13 protein-coding genes and 1 pseudogene are annotated in these 17,011 nt (G+C 36.3%); all 14 read left to right on the top strand.

What is annotated here, in order from left to right; translation table 11 throughout:
- The first annotated feature begins 81 nt into the window (after positions 1-81).
- The 14 genes and pseudogenes from C0J00_RS08570 to C0J00_RS08505 all read left to right on the top strand — a co-directional run bounded on the left by C0J00_RS08570 (position 82) and on the right by C0J00_RS08505 (position 16,991).
- A complete protein-coding gene (locus C0J00_RS08570) occupies positions 82-924 on the top strand; it encodes a hypothetical protein (RefSeq protein WP_104968467.1) in 843 nt (280 codons plus the stop codon).
- A gap of 119 nt (positions 925-1,043) precedes the next feature.
- The gene (locus C0J00_RS08565; RefSeq protein WP_104968466.1) at positions 1,044-1,319 is read left to right on the top strand and encodes a hypothetical protein; all 276 of its coding nucleotides are present in this window, start codon (positions 1,044-1,046) and stop codon (positions 1,317-1,319) included.
- Positions 1,320-1,726: 407 nt separating this feature from the next.
- Positions 1,727-2,044, top strand: coding sequence for a hypothetical protein (locus tag C0J00_RS08560; RefSeq protein ID WP_104968465.1), 318 nt, complete (start codon positions 1,727-1,729; stop codon positions 2,042-2,044).
- Positions 2,037-2,384 (top strand): hypothetical protein, encoded by a 348-nt coding sequence (locus C0J00_RS08555; protein WP_104968464.1) that lies wholly within the window; start codon positions 2,037-2,039, stop codon positions 2,382-2,384. The genes C0J00_RS08560 and C0J00_RS08555 overlap by 8 nt, the downstream gene beginning before the upstream one ends.
- The gene (locus tag C0J00_RS08550) at positions 2,384-3,172 is read left to right on the top strand and encodes a DNA/RNA non-specific endonuclease (protein WP_104968463.1); all 789 of its coding nucleotides are present in this window, start codon (positions 2,384-2,386) and stop codon (positions 3,170-3,172) included. The genes C0J00_RS08555 and C0J00_RS08550 overlap by 1 nt, the downstream gene beginning before the upstream one ends.
- 12 nt (positions 3,173-3,184) lie before the next feature.
- On the top strand, positions 3,185-3,640 hold the full coding sequence (locus C0J00_RS08545) for a hypothetical protein (RefSeq protein WP_104968462.1): 456 nt from the start codon (positions 3,185-3,187) through the stop codon (positions 3,638-3,640).
- A 147-nt stretch (positions 3,641-3,787) separates the two neighbouring features.
- Positions 3,788-6,151, top strand: a pseudogene (gene mobP2, locus C0J00_RS08540) (MobP2 family relaxase).
- A gap of 123 nt (positions 6,152-6,274) precedes the next feature.
- Entirely contained in the window at positions 6,275-6,532 is a 258-nt protein-coding gene (locus C0J00_RS08535) for a hypothetical protein (protein WP_000902211.1), read from the top strand.
- 18 nt (positions 6,533-6,550) lie between these two features.
- A complete protein-coding gene (locus tag C0J00_RS08530) occupies positions 6,551-10,984 on the top strand; it encodes a PBECR4 domain-containing protein (RefSeq protein WP_104968461.1) in 4,434 nt (1,477 codons plus the stop codon).
- A 157-nt stretch (positions 10,985-11,141) separates the two neighbouring features.
- Positions 11,142-12,890, top strand: coding sequence for a type IA DNA topoisomerase (locus tag C0J00_RS08525; protein WP_104968460.1), 1,749 nt, complete (start codon positions 11,142-11,144; stop codon positions 12,888-12,890).
- A gap of 1 nt (position 12,891) precedes the next feature.
- Positions 12,892-14,736, top strand: a complete 1,845-nt coding sequence (locus C0J00_RS08520; RefSeq protein ID WP_199773964.1) for an AAA family ATPase — start codon at positions 12,892-12,894, stop codon at positions 14,734-14,736.
- A 79-nt stretch (positions 14,737-14,815) separates the two neighbouring features.
- On the top strand, positions 14,816-15,163 hold the full coding sequence (locus C0J00_RS08515) for a TrbC/VirB2 family protein (RefSeq protein WP_104968458.1): 348 nt from the start codon (positions 14,816-14,818) through the stop codon (positions 15,161-15,163).
- A 10-nt stretch (positions 15,164-15,173) separates the two neighbouring features.
- On the top strand, positions 15,174-16,253 hold the full coding sequence (locus C0J00_RS08510) for a hypothetical protein (protein WP_104968457.1): 1,080 nt from the start codon (positions 15,174-15,176) through the stop codon (positions 16,251-16,253).
- 18 nt (positions 16,254-16,271) lie between these two features.
- On the top strand, positions 16,272-16,991 hold the full coding sequence (locus tag C0J00_RS08505; RefSeq protein ID WP_104968456.1) for an LPXTG cell wall anchor domain-containing protein: 720 nt from the start codon (positions 16,272-16,274) through the stop codon (positions 16,989-16,991).
- Positions 16,992-17,011 lie beyond the last annotated feature (20 nt).

The raw sequence follows: 17,011 nt of genomic DNA, 5'->3' as shown, positions 1-17,011 counted from the left end.
TAGAATTGTCCCATTTATCAAATTTTCTTCAGAAAATTATTCTGGAAATATAACTTAATCAAAAGAAAGATACTTTAACAAATGAAAAAATATATTCAAAAATGGAAAAAGCTAAATAAAAATGGTATCAAGCTCTCATTAATTTGTGGCATAAACCGTCTCATTATCTTTATCTCTACAAGTCAGTTTTATGTTTTATCAGCTATCTTTTTAGGTATGTTGACTTATTATATGCCACAAGATATTCAATTTTTTACGTTGAGAGTTTTAGAATTTATAGTTATTGTCAAGATTGTTATTGATACTATTCAAGTAGTATTGTCAAGTAGATTAAAAAAGATGAGATTAGCTCTTCTGATAGGATTAATGTACTTATCTTTTTTAGCTGGCAACAGTTATATTAACGAAAATATTTTGACAGAAGCTATGGTTAATCGTCTTTTTTCATTATGGTGCATTAGCGGAGTTATTGCTGGTATTGTAATGTTAGTTCAACCCAGATTATTTAGATCTTTTCTTTTTAAAAATGTCATTAATAAAGATTATCTAGGTATCCGAAAATTAACAGATGATTTTCCTCCGTCATCTAATATATACGTAGATGCTGATGAAGAAGATGAAAACAAACGAATGACGATTATCAATCAAAATGCAATCAAATTACCTTATCAAGAATGTGTTGAACTGAGCTATTTAAACAGAGAAATAATAACAGCTATACACCATGAGGTTACTCCATTTGGAGAAGAAAATAAACGGACTTTTGTAGATTATGATACTATTTATTTCCCTACTTTTACTGTCCATCCTTTCGGAGATTATGAAGGTAAATTCGATTTTCACCATCGTTTAATACAGTTTAGACTCAGCCGAAAGTCAGCTTTTACCAAACAAGCAGAAGGTCATTTGAGTGCGAAACACTAACACTATTACTCCCTGATTATATAGATTAGGGAGTTTTCTTTTGCTAATGATTTGTTCCCTTAACGCAGGAATTGTTGTTATCTCTTATACTAAATTTATTACAAAAAGGAGGCTATTTTATGGCAAAAAAAGATCTTACAAAAATTGATTTGGAATTAGAAGAGGCAAAGAAAAAAGTTGCTTCTTTAGAAAATGAACGAAAACTTGCTGAAGAAAATCTTCAAAAGAAAATTGGTAAAATTTACGTTCAAATTCAATTGAAAAAGGACAAAAATCAGTCTTATGAAACAATCCTAGATAACTTAAAAACAGAACTTTTAATTATCAAAGAAGAGGAAAAATTAAGACGTGAGGCTGCTAAAAAAGAACGAGAAGAAGAAGGACAAAACAGTTAAAAATTCTCTCTTTCCAGCTGAAAAAGTATCTTAATTTATCAGTTAGACATTGTGTGTGTTTGTGGCTATAATGCTGTACCTAAGTGTGTGGATTGTGTGTAACCTATGTGTGTGTAAGTAGGCGTAGCCGAGAAAATTGTTATCATTGGAAACGTTGATACTATCAACATATCACGGAACGTGATATCAGTTTCCCTTATGCTCTTTTTTAGCATGAAACACTCCAAAAGGCATTAGCCGTCATAGTGTGTGTTTGTGTGTGGAAAAACCGCAAAAGTAGAACCATTTTGGTTCGTGACGTTGCGAGGTTGAGGTTTTCTTTTTTGCTTCTTTTAGCTTTTGCCTCGTTAAAAGAAAAAAGAAGTGGCCCATTTTTTAATTACTCACTATTATTAAAAGGAGGTAATATGGATATTTTAATTAGAGGATTATCTACTCAAGAAGGAGATTATTTAAAGGCACTTGCGAAAGAGATAAAAGGAAAATCATTTAATGAATTTTTAGTGGCTATGTGCCGTGAAAAAATTGAAAAGGAACAGTTCAATTTGGTTGAATCAAACTATCTTGCGTATCTAGAAAATATGAATCTGACATCAGAGCATGTTTTACTTTTGACTCAAAAACAGACAGAAATACTATCTGATTTTGAAATAAAAATAGACCGTTATGCTGATCATATTTCAAGATGGCTGGAGTATGAGGGTGAGGTGGAAAGTAGTGACTAAAAAATTTATTATCCGTAATGTTCCTGAAAAAGTATTTACGCAGTTACATATGATTTCGGAAGAATATGAGTATCCGTCTTTTAATGAATTCATGCTTGCTCAACTGCAGCGAATTGTTGAAAATGATGGATTGGATTTGTACGATAATAAGTTTGCGGAAACTCTGGCAGATATTAAAAAACAACAGTCACAGATATTGGAACTGTTACTAAAAAATGAAATCAAGTTATTAGCTTACAGTGCCAAGCAAGATATTGTTGAAGAGTTAACAACGGATTGGTTACAATTTATGGATGATGTTGATGCGCTTGAATCTGAAAGAGAAGTAGGAGGTCGTTGATGAAAAAGAATAAATTCCTATTAGTCAGTATTTTATTTATTGCTATATTTATCGTACAGCCACAAAATTTTCAATCTTTAAAAAGTGTCTTAACTCAAAATGATCTGGCTACTCAATTAAATATTTCTGATTCTCCTGAAGAAAAAAATAGTAATTTAGGTTCTGCTCATCAAACACAAAATGAAGAGTTGAAAGCAAAAGTCTTTGATGGTCAACATCAAGTGATAGTTGTGAATGATAAAGCTCAATTTACATCTGAAGAGTTGAGCCTAGAAAATGGTTCATGGGAAAAATATAGCAACCTAGATTTTTTAAATCGTGTTGGGGTTGTTGAAGCAATGTTGGGCCAAGAGTTGATGCCCAAAAATGAACGTGAAGATATTTCGTCGGTAAAACCAACTGGCTGGAAAAATAAAAAAATCAAGTTTAATGGTAAACAAGATTATTTGTATAATCGTTCTCATCTGATTGGTTTTCAATTAACTGGTGAGAATATCAATGTGAAAAATCTATTTACAGGAACACGTGCTCTTAATGCAAACTTTGATGATGAAAAATCATCTATGGTCTATTATGAAAATATGGTCGCAAACTATATTAAGAAAACAGGTCATCATGTTCGATATCGGGTAACGCCACTATTCAAAAATGTAGAATTAGTTGCTCGTGGTATTCGTATGGAAGCACAGAGTGTAGAAGATGATAAGGTATCGTTTGATATTTATATCTTTAATGTTCAACCAGGATATGATATTGACTACCTGACAGGAACTTCCAAAAAATTATAGTAAGGAGAAGCAATGACTAAAAGAATCAACGTCTATTTTAACGAAGAGACACTACAAAAGTTTATGGAAATACAAAATTACTTTGAAGAGGAAATAGGAGGTAGCCCGAATCGACAAAACCCTAGTAATTCAGCCACTGTTGTTAAAGTGATTCATGCCTTCCATAAACTATTTTTAGAAACAGGAGAGAAGCAATCATTTTCTCAGCGAATCTCTCGTCTGGAAAAAAATTTGACTCATTCAGATGAACAAAAACTATTAAAGTCAATTCGTCGCCAGATGGATCAGTTACTTTATTTGGAATTAACTAATTTCCATACTATCACAAAAGGAAGTAACTTTGATATTCAAGATTTAGAGTCTATTTATTCTCATTTTGATCCTAAACAAAATGAACTCATAGCACGTATTGATGACATTATAAAAGAAGATGTTAGTCGAGGACAGACAATTAAACACTCGTATTGAGGAGCAGTAAATGACAGACATTATTGATATATATTTAGAAACAGGGGACTTTCATGAAGTAGTGAAGCAATCAGGGTTACCTACTCATATTGCTCACTTGAAATTAATAAGAGATGGCTTATTTTGATTAAGAGAGGAGCATAAGTGATGAATGTATTGTCTAGTCCTAATATCACGTTTATGCTTCAATATACAGAAGCTAATACTCAGTATGTGGATTATACTAATCGTGATGAAGCCGTTAAAATTGATGAAGAGTTATTTTTAGAATCGAACAAACAAATGGTAGAAGGGCTGACTAAAGATGAGATGAATCGTATTCAAAAATCTGTGCCTGAAACACAGTTGAATTTTAGAGAATATATAGATTACATGAACCGTTCCTATGCAACAGAAGAACAGTCAGAAGAGTTGACAGCGGTCTTTACTCAGGAAGCAGACTACCTTCAAAAGCAGCGGTTAAGAGAGCTAAAAAAACAATTAGAAACAGCCTATCAAAATGGTTCTTTACTTTGGCAGGGAGTTGTTTCATTTGATAATGCTTTTTTGGCGGAACAAGGTTTATATGATGTTGCAACTGGTCAAGTTGATCAAAAGGTGATTAAAGCTGTTATGCGTGACATGATGCCGACACTTATTCAAAAAGAAGGACTTTCTGATTCTGCTTTTTGGTGGGGGAATATCCATCTGAATACTGATAACGTTCATATTCACTTTGGTTTATCTGAGGCTGAATCTAATCGTGAAAAAATTTTCTATCAGCCACGTGGACGGATGGAATACAAAGGAAATTTTTCTCAGAAAACAATCAACCGATTTAAGAGTGGTATCTATCATGGACTTCTGAAAGAAGAAACACGGTCAAACCTTATCAGAAAAGAACAGATTTTAGCTAACCTGAAGGCTAACTTGATATCGTCAGTGTATCAGGAAGATAAAATTATCTCTTCAGCTGAAAAAAATTTTTTGGAACAGGCCTACAATCATTTGCCTCTCAACAAGAAGTGGCGTTATGGTTCTAATGCTAGAGATTTTGCTGTGAGTAAGTTTTTTCTTGATCGTTATTTAGATTCGTACTTACAGAATGAAGGAAGTGCTGCCTACCAAGAATTTCTAGAAGAGACCAAGGGATTTCTAGAAACTTATGAAGATGTCTATTCAGCTGAAAAAAATCAAGTTTATGAAAAAATCCGAAAGGTTGATGGAAAAACAATTCGGATCTTAGCTGAGTCAAAAGGTTATGATTTAGAACATCATTTAGCACGTCGTGTAATGGATTTAAGAGAACGTTTGGCCAATAATATCTTACGATCGTTGAGAGAGGCAGCACCTCAAATTCAAGACGTTCATCTGGAAAAAAATTTGGAGACTTTTTCTGATGTGAATCAGAAAAAAATCTTAGAACAATTACCAGAAGCGAGTGTCATAAAAAGTCTCAAATCTTGGCAAAAACTAGGTTATTTGAAAAAAGCAGGAGAACAGCCTCTTGAAATTATAAAGCCAGTCTATGAATCTTATGATAAACATGGCAATGGAATCGGTCAGCCAGAATTTGTGTTGGATTATGTTTATGATGTCAGTCAGCTAACAGAAAATATCCAGATGAAGACTTTGACCTTAAAAGATTTATCCTTACTATCATCAATTGAGTTAAAAGATTTGGTAGAAGCTGCTAAGTTAAACCCTAATCCAACAGAGAAAGAACGTCGTGAATTAGGAACTTTTCGGTATGCGTTGAAACTTAGTATGTTAGAAACTAGCCAAAAGGAATTGCAGGTTCGCCAAAAGCTATTAGAACAGATACAGCCACTAGCTTCTGATCAACCATTTGTAGATTTCAAAAAACAGTCAATAACTCAAGAATTGCAAGCTATACAATTACAGCTTACTCCTAACTATAAGTTATCTGAAGATGAGCAGTTGCTGAAGCAGCGATTAAAAGGTAAGTTTGAGGATAGTGTTGCTTTACCTATTAATAAAGCTACTGCTGGGACAATACAGCTTCCTATTAGGCAACTAAGATCAGAGATAGGGCTTGTCAATCAACTTCAAGATGATAGTATTCTTACGCTTCTGGAAGGGTTGTCAACCTCAAAAGAGGCTTATGTTGAGGATCTTCAGACGCACATTTCTATTTTTCAATTGAAATATCAGATTAACACAAGAAATCAACAGATGGAAAAACTATCAGATGAATCAGCTATCAAAGAGATGAAGATAGCCAATGCCCAAGGTTTTTCAGAGTTGAAACGCTTGTATGCTAAATTACAACCAAATGAAGAAAATAACCAAATTACTCAAGCAGTCTCTAAGCAATTACAAGAGCAAAAAGTTATTAAAAAAACTCAACTGCAACAGTCACAGGGAAGAGGTAGAGTAAATACAGATTTTATGAGACAATTGACAGCTTCTCTGAAGCGGTAACATCAAGCGAGTAAAAAAGCGCTTATGGAACGTGCTAGAAGTGATGAACGTGAAGAGCAAGAAGAGCGCAAACAAGCTCAACGATAATCAGTCATTGATGGACTATCAATGGCTTTTTTTACTGAAAAATTCCCATGATTTGTCCTCTTAACACAAGGATCATGATTATCAATTACACTAAAAGTAACTGTAGAAAAGGAGGTGAAGACAATGTTACATTTCCCAGGAGTTTCAGAAGAGGATTTTGATTTTGAAGCTGAATGGTTAGTAAGGGCTATTGATGATGTTCAAAAGAAAATTCTTTTTTCCGGACAAGGAAGAAATGGCGATTTGGAATTAGAACTCAATTTTCAGGATAATATAAAACAGTTTGAACATTTTTCGGTTGGAGAATTGATTCATTTACCAAAAGAAATTTTTATTGTTTCTGAAATAGCACCATATCAGCCAAAATATGAATGTTTTTAGTGAATGAAAGGAGTTTTTATGTCAGACGAACACATTCAACAGTCATCGTCACGTGGAAAAAGTCGTCGTGAGAGAGTGGAACATGCCAGGTCTCGTGATATTCTGGATGTAGCCAATGAACTTCATATGGAATTAGTCCAATCAGGCCGTGATTATCGTTGGAAAGAACATGATTCAATGGTCCTTTCACCTGAAAAAAACATGTGGAACTGGTTTTCACGTCACCAAGGTGGTGATGTTATTGCCCTGGTGCAGACCATGAAAGAAGTCAACTTTAACCAGGCGATTGATTACCTCAATGATGGGACCTTTAAGGAATTTCAGATCATAGAGCGAACTCAGGAATCTTTCAATTACTATCTAGCTCCTTACGAACAACCATTCGAGGCAGCTAGAAGCTATTTGAAGGAGAAACGTGGTCTGTCCGATGAAACGATTAACTTCTTCTTAGAGAAGGGGGTTCTCGCTCAAGCCAATGCAAAGGTTAATGGTAGTATTGAGTCAGTAGTTGTTTTTAAATCATTTGATTTCTCAGGTGAAATTGTAGGGGCTACGCTGCAAGGTATTGAAGAGAACTGGGAGAAGTGGCCAGAACGTGGTTATGCTAAGAATATCGTCCGAAACTCAGATGGTATTACAGGTATGCATGTGGATATTGGGCAGGCTAAGCGTCTTGTTTTTGCGGAAAGTGCTATTGATTTGATGTCTTACTATGAATTGAACAAAGATAATCTTCAAGATGTAAGGTTAGTGTCAATGGATGGTTTAAAAGAATCTGTAGTTGGAAGGCACTTAGCACAGCTTCAGTCGGATATTTCAGGTCGTCCGCTACGATGGAGCCATGATCAATTAGCTAAAGGTTTGGAGACGGCGATTGACAATAATTTCTTTTCAGATGGAAAACATGCAGATTGGATTACTCTGGCAGTAGACAATGATGAAGCTGGTCAAAACTTTGTTAGCTCTATACGTGATAAAGGAGCGATGGTTACTGAAGCATTACCAAATTTACAACATGGACAGGAAAAGATGGATTGGAATGATACTCTAAAAAGCTCACTGTCGAATCAAATTTCTAAAATAGATCAGTCAGAAATAGTTGAAGATTACCAGATCCAAGTAGATGAACTCATTGCAGATATTACAAAGGAAGATACAGCTTATTATCTGTGGCATGATGAAGAGCTTCATAATTTGGAGGTTGAAGATTTTGTTTTAGAGGAGTTCCATGGCATGCTTGAAGATAGAAAATATCCAGTAGCTGGGGCAGACCTCTATGTTGAAGAGTCAATTAATGATGGAGCAACAGGGTATCTATCATTGGAAGGGCATGTCTTAGATAGAGACGGTATTCTTGATTATCTTTCTAATCACGAATTTTCGGGTTTGGAAAAAGTGGAGTTTCTAACACAACTACAAGCTAACCTACCAGAAATTTGGGATAAGGTCCTTAATCACTATGATAGTGAACTTAAAACAATTATTTCTAAACATCAACTTTTAGAAAATCGAAGTACGGATTTTGAGTTGTTATCTTCAGCTGGCTTAGGACAAAAAGAAAAATCTCTTGAAAATAATCAAGAGATGGATATTATTTTTGGACAACAAAAAAATGCTGAGGGTACAATCGGGGATTTTCCTGAAAATCAGGAGGCAGCACCTCTACCTGAAGCGAATAAATCGCAACCTTTGAATGACTTGTTACCAGGTCAAACTCAGCCTCAGCCTTTATTACATTTTAGCATAAACAAGGATGGACAGTCAATTAATAGGCGTCATTATCATGTTATTAGTGATAAGGATTTAGTAAAATTGAATCGTTATGCTGGTACGCTACAACAAGTTGCAAATTGGTATCTAAAAGAATTATCAGATAGTAAAATTTATTATTTTTATCAAGAAAATAATTCTATTCAGACACTTCAAGTGTTATTTGACAAAGATAAATTCCAACACTTAACAGGAGTGTTCCCTTACAAGGAAGGTCAGTCAGCAGAACAAACGTTGGAAGATTTTGCTAATGGTAATGGTGCTTTTGATACAATCCTCTTAGCCAATAAAGGTGCAGCGTTCGATAAGTTAAAAGTCTTGCCTGAATTACCAGCGATTGTAGAATCGGATTCCTTTTATTTTGGTGATCTGTCTGAAGTTCCAAAACTTCATTCTTTAGATTTAGATAAAGCTATTAAATCTGGGGACGAGGATATTATTTTGGCACTTAGGACTGTTGATAATACCACTTTTCCTGCTAGTTTGATGAAGCTACGTACAGGATTGAAAAATCAATTAGCTCAATCAGCTGAAGAAAACATTATTTTAGGTGTCTATAGAGAAAGAGCTGGGAAAATTGATCAACTGTCAATCAATGAACAGTATGTCGAAGATGGCGGTCAAGAAATGTTATCCATTTTAGAAAATAAGCAATACGAAGAAGCAATTGAATTGACTCAGGAAAAAGTTAAAAATGATACTATTTCAGCTGAATTATTCACACAAGTTCTGGATGCTGCATATAATGTTGGAGACCCTAGAAAACTTGGAACAGATATGCCTGAAGAGTCAAAAGCAGCATGGAAGCAATATTATGAACTTTCTGATATTCATGATGGGAACTTTACTGCTGTGATTGCAGCTGCAGATCAACAAGAATTAGTTGATAAATCATCTCATTTCTATCAAGAGTGGAATCAAGATCGTATTTATAATGAAACTTACCATGTACGTCTTCAAAGGTCAGAAACATGGGCAAATAGCCCTCAGATTCCATTTAAGGAAACGGAGCTTGTAGAATATCAAACATTTGCTGAAGAGCTTTACAAGCAGAATAAATCTTTATATGAACGTCATCAGGAAAGTGTGGGAACAGGGAATCAAACAGATGATACTAAGTTTACTAATGTTCGATTTGATGTGTACGCTCCTGGAGGCATACTAATCAAAGATAATATCCGCTATGATATTGGTGATGAAACGGAACCTATCTCACGCTTGTTGGGGTTAGGATATCGTCGTTTAGAAGGACAACCTGAGTTAGCAGCCATCGATGAAAAGATTCTTTCTCAGCTGGAAAACCAGGAAGTGAATCTGGAGATTGCTACTGAAGCCAATGAGCAGAGCTTGAAGACACAAGAGGTTCTTCAAGATGAAGCGAGTAGCCATAGAGAAAGTTTTCAGTCTCCTAATCAAGAAATGAAGGCTGGTTTGGACCAAAGAATTGAAGAGATTATGGCTGAAGAATCAACTAAAAATCAAGTCAAAGAAGGAGAACAGGATTATACTGTGATACCTGATGAACCATTTGATTATACCAATGCCTCTGCCTATGAAATCAGTGAATACGCCTTCCAAAAAATTCGTGAATACACCCAGTCACCTGAAGACTTGCTGGAATATATGGATTTCATGAGTAAATTCCCGCAGTTATCCCCTCGTAATGTCGCCCTCATTCATGAACAATGGCGTGGGGCGAATGCAGTCGCAACCTATGACCAATGGCAAGCGATGGGAGAGGCTCTAGGAGTTAAGCCAGAAGATGTCATCCAGACAAAGGCAATCTACACAAATAAAAGAACTGGTGAAACCAAAGAAGTGGTACACCAAGGATTGTCTGTCAAAACAGGAGAAAAGTCTCAAATCACACTGTTTCGACCATTGATGGTCAAGATGATTCCAGTTCTTGATGAAAATGGACAACAGCTTAAAAATGATAAAGGTAATCCAAAATTCAAAAAACTTTCTGAAGCAACTCCACAAGAGAAAGCCCTGGTGAAAGATGGTAAACTTCCTGTTCGTCAATTTCAAGAAAGAGATCCTAAAACAAGTTATCCACGTTTCACCACCTACAAGGTCTTTGAGTTGTCCCAAACAACGCTGAAACCAGAAAGCTATCCAAAAGCCATGCCAAACCGCCATTACAACTTTAACATGGATAAAGTTAAGACCAAAGAGGTGCTGGAAGGTTTGTGTGATTATGCGGAAAGTATAGGTGTTAAGATGATGAAAGATGAGGCCCATGTTTTAGGAAATGCAAAAGGAGCCTTTTATCCTGGAGAACAACTCATTCTTATCAATCCAGATAATACTCCTGGAGAAAAAATTGCTACCACGATCCATGAACTGGCTCATGCAACACTTCATAATCCAAAACTGGTAGACCAGTATAAGGAACTACCGAAAGGACAAAAAGAGTTTGAAGCTGAGATGACTAGTCATCTGCTTTCAAAACATTTTGGACTAGATACTTCTGAAAAAGCTATTGACTATATGGCAGGTTGGACAAATAATCTAAAAATCTTAGATGATAAACAATTAGCAGATTCCTTAAAACGAGTCCATAAAACAACCTCTCAGATACTGAAGCAAATAGAAGTTCATACCAAACCTCTTCAAGGGAAGAATCGAGGACAAGCGCTAAATTTTCCTAAAGCCCCAATCAAAGGGCCTAGTCATTGATTTATAAAGTACTCTCGTTTGAGAGTGCTTTTTTTATACAAGAAAAAATACAAAAAGTTATATAACTTTTTGTGTTCTGATTTTCACCTATTCCCTTAACACAGGAATTTACATTATCTCTTAAGATAGAACTATCAAGAAAAAAGGAGATATATATATGGTCACGGTTATTCTGGCTGAAAAAGAAAATCAGGCTGCTGCGTATGCGGAAAGCCTTGGTTCGGCTAGTAAAAAAGGTAAAGTACACATTGTTAAACAAACCCCTTATTTTTCAGATGAAGTTCACATTATTGCTGCGGAAGGGCATTTATTTGAATACGGATTACCAGAAGATAATTGGGATTTAACCAAGTTGCCACTGATTGACGTTTCTTTTAAGCAAACCTTGAAACAAGATAAAACTTCTAAAGATATCTTCAAACAGATTTACCAGGAAGTGACATCAGCTGTTCAAGTCATTATAGGTACGGATTCAGACCGTGAAGGAGAGCGAATTGCTTACTCAATTCTGTCTCATATTCCTGATGGAAAGAAAAAAGTCACCAAACGCTTATGGGTCAATTCATTGACAACAAGAGTACTACAAAAAGCCTTTCAAAATCTAAGGGAACCGCTAGAGACTTATAACTACTATCTGGAAGCTGAGGCACGTGCACAATCAGATTGGCTAGTAGGGATGAACTTATCACCCTTAGTCACTTTAGAATTGCAAAATAGGGGACGACTTCCAAAAGGAAAGGGAAATACATTATCAGTTGGGCGTGTTCAAACTCCAGGAGTACGTTTAATCTGTGAGAATGAATTGGCTATTCAAAACTTCAGACCAGAAACTTATTGGAAACTTCGTTTAGAGGATAAAGATTTAGGAATTACTTTTTCAAATAAAGAGAAATATTTTGATAGTGATATCGTCTTAGCTGCTTCAAGACAACTTCAATCAGTCTCCTCAATCTCTTCAGTTGAAACAGAGGAAAATCAAAGAGTAGCACCACATTTGTTTAATTTATCGGATATTCAGGGTTTGGCTGCTAAACAGTGGGGGTTTGAACCAACCAAAACAGAAAGTTTAATTGAAAGTCTCTATCTAAAAAAATACTTGTCTTATCCTAGAACAGATACTCGCTTTATTACTGAAGAGGAATTTGATTATCTGAAACACCACTTGAAGAGCTATCAAGATGTTGTTAATTGCTCTTTTGAGGCAGTAAATTTAGAACCAAGGGAAAGTTACGTTAATCCTGAAAAAGTGGCAAAAACAAGCCACTATGCCCTTATACCGACTGAAAATATTCCTAATCTAGTAACTTTGAAACCAGATGAGCGGTTGATTTATGAAGCGGTTGTCCGTAGAACATTACTGATGTTTGCGGCAGATTGTCGCTATTTAACGACAACGATTGAAGTAGAAAACCAGGGATTGGTTTTCAAAACGACAGGTCGTCATATGATTGATCTAGGGTGGGCAGCTTATAGTCACCAAAAGCTGAAAAGAGATGTAGAGTTACCTAATTATCGTGTAGGAGATCAGATTGAAACCAAAACAATCATTATTGAAGGAGTGACTAAACCGCCTAAGAGAATTACCGAGAGTCAATTGATTAGTGACATTTTACCAAAGTATGGATTAGGTACGCAGGCAACCAGAGCAGCTATGTTAAAAACAATCCAGGATAGAGGCTACGTGACTAAAGACAAAAAGACAGGCCAACTATTTCCAACAAATAAAGCCTATCTCTTGATTCATTATCTTTATGATAACGAATTTGCCAGTCCTGAAACGACAGGAGGATGGGAGTTGTTTCTGTCTCAAGTTGGTGAAGGTGAGATTAACCCACGTGAGTTTGTCGATGCCATAAAAGAAAAGTTGGCGAACCAGGTTGCTACTGCAAAAGAAAGGAGTGATTGAAGTGGAAAATGAAGTGAAGACTCCATATCTTGATCAATACACCGACAATCTATCAGCTAAAGTAGCTCAAAAATCAGATGAATACCAGGTCTATGGACGAGATAAAGAAGTTCATAACGTCATCATCTCTCTTCTCAGACGAACCAAGAATAACCCTATCTTGGTAGGTGAAGCAGGCGTTGGTAAAACAGCTATTGTTGAAGGTCTCACACTTGCCATTCTACGAAACCAAGTTCCAAATGCTTTAAGAGGTTTAACGGTTCGTTCTTTAGAACTCTCTAGTTTGATGAGTGAAGATGATGCTGGATTTATTGCCAAGTTTAAGAGGATTATTGAAGAAATGGTTGCTACACGAGGCCATAATCTTCTTTTTGTAGATGAAATTCATACGATTGTAGGAGCAGGTAGTCAGGACGGACAAGCGCTCGATGCAGGAAATGTGATTAAACCTGTTTTGGCACGTGGTGATATTCAGCTGATTGGAGCCACCACTCTAGATGAGTTTAATGCCTACGTAGAGACTGATAGAGCCTTGGAACGTCGGATGCAACGAGTCATGGTAGAAGAACCAACTATTCTACAAGCTATATCAATCATTGATCAAGCAAAAGTAATCTATGAATCATTTCATAAAATCACTATTTCTTCTGAAGCTGTAGAACAATCTGTCCGTTTGTCTGTTCGATACATTACAGACCGATTTTTACCAGATAAAGCCTTTGATTTGATTGATGAAGCTGCTACTATTGCTTCAGCTGAGGGGAAAACTAGGATTACAGAAGAAGATATTGCCCAAGTTTTGAAGGATAAAACTGGTATTCCTGTCACTACAATCCTAAAAGGTGATCAGGAACGCTTAAACAGTTTGAAGGAAAAATTGATGAATCGTGTCAAGGGACAAGAAGATGCTATTGAAGCCGTTGTGGATGCTGTAACTATCGCTCAAGCAGGTTTACAAGATGAGAATAAACCTATTTCATCATTTATGTTTCTTGGTCCGACAGGTGTTGGCAAGACAGAACTAGCGAAAGCTATTGCAGAAGCACTCTTTGATGATGAAGAGTCTATGATACGGTTTGATATGTCTGAATATAAACAGAAGGAAGATGTGACTAAACTAATCGGCAATCGTGAGACGAGAACAAAGGGACAATTGACTGAAGGAGTAAAACAGAAACCATATTGCGTTCTGTTGCTAGATGAGATTGAAAAAGCACATAGTGAGGTTATGGATCTCTTTCTTCAGGTGCTAGATGATGGTCGCTTAACAGATAGCTCAGGTCGCTTGATTAGTTTTAAAAATACTATTGTCATTATGACGACTAATATTGGAGCTAAAAAAATCATTAATAAATGGGAATTAAAAGGGAGTTTCCAAAATCTAACCGAACGTGATTGGCAACAATTTGAAAAGTCTATGAATAGTGAGCTTCAAAATGAGTTTCGCCCAGAATTTCTCAATCGAATTGAAAACAAACTTATTTTCAATCTTTTGGAACGTGATGTGATTGAAGAAATTGCAGAAAAAAATCTATCTGAGATAGCAGATCGTATGAAGCGCCAACATTTAACGCTTTCCTATGAACCTAGTTTGATTCAATATTTATCTGATGTGGGAACGGATGTGAAAAATGGTGCACGTCCATTAGAGCGGTTGATTAAGCGAAAAGTATTAGCTTCTATTTCAGCAAAGAGTCTATCATTGGATAAAAATAAGCAATCATATAACATACATTTATGGGTTGAAGGGGATGCTCCAGATGACCATCATCGAAAAGATTTGAGACAAATTCAACTAGATGTTGAGAGAGACAGCGAGAGAGAAGCGGAGTCTCTCTTCAGCTGAAAATAATTTTTTCCCTTAACACACTAATTCTCATTATCTCTTACACTAATAATGTCAACAAAATATGAGGAGGATTTCTATGAGGAATGAATTGACAAATTATGTAAATGAGGTGAAGACTAAAGGAAAAAGCTATTTGCTTAGTCTATCACTTTTTCTATCAGGAGTTCTGACGAATACAGCCTATGCGGATGATCCTTTCGGTAAGACGGAGTCGCTAGCTGGTCAAGGGATTACTAAAGTACAAGGAATTGGTATTGTAACTTTGGGATTAGCCGTTGTTGTCACTGGTTTAATCTACGGTTTTGGTGGTCGTGATGTTAAAGCTGCAATCAAAAAACACTGGGTAGCAATCGCAGTATCAATTATTGCTGTTTCTGCTGGTCCAAGTATTGTTGAGTGGGGCTTTAACTTTGTGAAAAGCTAAGGTGGTTGCTATGGCATTTATCCCTTTTAAGAAAAACAATAAATGCTTGGTAACAGATGATCTATTTCTTGAATTAATGTGGGAAGATAGCAAATCTCCAGCTGACGATAGTGAACTGCTTGGGATTATAGAGGGGTTAGATCAACAGTATCTAGCTACCTTCCAACATACTATTGAAGATTCATTGCCTTATGTAACTTTTCATCAGGCAGAATTATTATTTCAATCGTTAAGAGAGGCTTATGGTCATATAAGTCTTAAAAAAGTAGCTATTTGCCATCTAGAAGGAAAAGAGGCTGTCTCTGAAGGAGAAGTTTTTGCCAGTCCATTTATGATTGGTCCACAGTATCAGAATTTACTCGTACCGCTGATTCAATCTATCATGATAGGTCAAGATTTTCAATCTTATACGTATCAAGAAAAGCGGGAGTATTTTATTAATCAAATTTACCCAGCATACAAAGCAAGTTTAGGTATTCAGGAATCAGCGTTACCGCTTTTTCCAGAAGAAGGAGAGCAAGTTACATTAGATAATACTTTTGTAGTAAATAGGCAACCTGTATCTCGATCTTCAAGTAGTGAGACACAACACTCTCACAATCGCTTTTCTCAGAAGAAGATTTATATATTTATGGGACTTATAGCAGCTTTATCTGTTGGAGGAATCGTCTCGTCGGTTATTGCACATAATCAATTAACTAAGAGAAATGAACAAGTTACCTACTTGCATCAAGAATTGAAAAGTGTTCAGAAAATAGCTGATGAGGAACATCAAATAGATGTTTTCAGTCGTTACTTCTTACCAAACTATTATTCTGGTAAGAAAGAAAACCTTGGGGATTTTCTTTCTGATGGAGATGCTAAATATACTGTACCAAAAGAAGGCACGTTGCAATCTGTGATTTTAGAAGATTTGGAGTATGACTCAAAAACAAATGAGTACACACCAACATATGTTCTTACTATGATGCAGAACAATAAAACATTAACAAAACGTTTGGAATTTACATTAAGGTATTCTAAATCCGCTAAGTATGGATATCTGATTACAATAGAACCTAAAGAATCAGAATATCCCAACACGAAATGATAGAAAAGGAAACTATTTATGATGAAAAAAACATTACTAGCAACATTACTCTTATCATCAGCTTTATTGTCAGTATCAACACTAGCTAGCGCTGATGAGGCTACAACACCAACGGATCCAACGACAGCCCCGGTCGTTGTGACACCGACAGAGCCAAATCAACCTGTTGATGTTCCAGCAGAACCAGCGCCTACTCCTGAAACAGAAGGACCCGTTGATACAACTACTCCAGTTGAACCAACGCCTGAAACACCAGTCCCTGCACCAACGGATCCAACGACAACTCCTACTACAGAGGAGTCAAGCCAACCTGAGGTGACACCAGAAGCACCAAAAACGGAAGAAAAGCAAGATACGGAACCAGCTACTGAGAAACCTGTCTCAAAACCTGAAGTTTCTCAGCCAGCACAGCCCACAGAAGGACAAGTGTCTCCATCAACTGGTCAAGTAGTCTCTACCGTTAGCTCTGAAGCTCCCGTTGAAACAGCTGCGGGTGTCTCAATCGTAAGTACTAAGGCAGGTAAGGTTATCTTGTCTGATGGCTCAGAAGTTGCCCCAGAAACTATTGGTGCTAAAACCAATGAGGACAAGACCATCACGGTCACAAAAAAGGACGGCTCAAAAGTGACACTACCGCACACAGGAGACGCTAAGACACTTGGCTTATCGCTCTTAGGAACTCTAATGGCACTGACAGGCGCACTTGTCTGGAAACAGAAAAAAGTCCAAAACAACTAAAACGATTAATGCTTATTAAC

Source organism: Streptococcus pluranimalium (genome assembly GCF_002953735.1).
Taxonomy (GTDB): Bacteria; Bacillota; Bacilli; order Lactobacillales; family Streptococcaceae; genus Streptococcus; species Streptococcus pluranimalium.
The sequence above is the reverse complement of the archived record's forward strand: the minus strand, read 5'-3'. Positions and strand labels throughout refer to the sequence as shown.

Bases quoted from the DNA above. Each gene is read 5' to 3' on its own strand.
- C0J00_RS08570 (WP_104968467.1), top strand. From the start codon at position 82: ATGAAAAAATATATTCAAAAATGGAAAAAGCTAAATAAAAATGGTATC.
- C0J00_RS08565 (WP_104968466.1), top strand. From the start codon at position 1,044: ATGGCAAAAAAAGATCTTACAAAAATTGATTTGGAATTAGAAGAGGCA.
- C0J00_RS08560 (WP_104968465.1), top strand. From the start codon at position 1,727: ATGGATATTTTAATTAGAGGATTATCTACTCAAGAAGGAGATTATTTA.
- C0J00_RS08550 (WP_104968463.1), top strand. From the start codon at position 2,384: ATGAAAAAGAATAAATTCCTATTAGTCAGTATTTTATTTATTGCTATA.
- C0J00_RS08545 (WP_104968462.1), top strand. From the start codon at position 3,185: ATGACTAAAAGAATCAACGTCTATTTTAACGAAGAGACACTACAAAAG.
- C0J00_RS08535 (WP_000902211.1), top strand. From the start codon at position 6,275: ATGTTACATTTCCCAGGAGTTTCAGAAGAGGATTTTGATTTTGAAGCT.
- C0J00_RS08530 (WP_104968461.1), top strand. From the start codon at position 6,551: ATGTCAGACGAACACATTCAACAGTCATCGTCACGTGGAAAAAGTCGT.
- C0J00_RS08525 (WP_104968460.1), top strand. From the start codon at position 11,142: ATGGTCACGGTTATTCTGGCTGAAAAAGAAAATCAGGCTGCTGCGTAT.
- C0J00_RS08515 (WP_104968458.1), top strand. From the start codon at position 14,816: ATGAGGAATGAATTGACAAATTATGTAAATGAGGTGAAGACTAAAGGA.
- C0J00_RS08510 (WP_104968457.1), top strand. From the start codon at position 15,174: ATGGCATTTATCCCTTTTAAGAAAAACAATAAATGCTTGGTAACAGAT.
- C0J00_RS08505 (WP_104968456.1), top strand. From the start codon at position 16,272: ATGATGAAAAAAACATTACTAGCAACATTACTCTTATCATCAGCTTTA.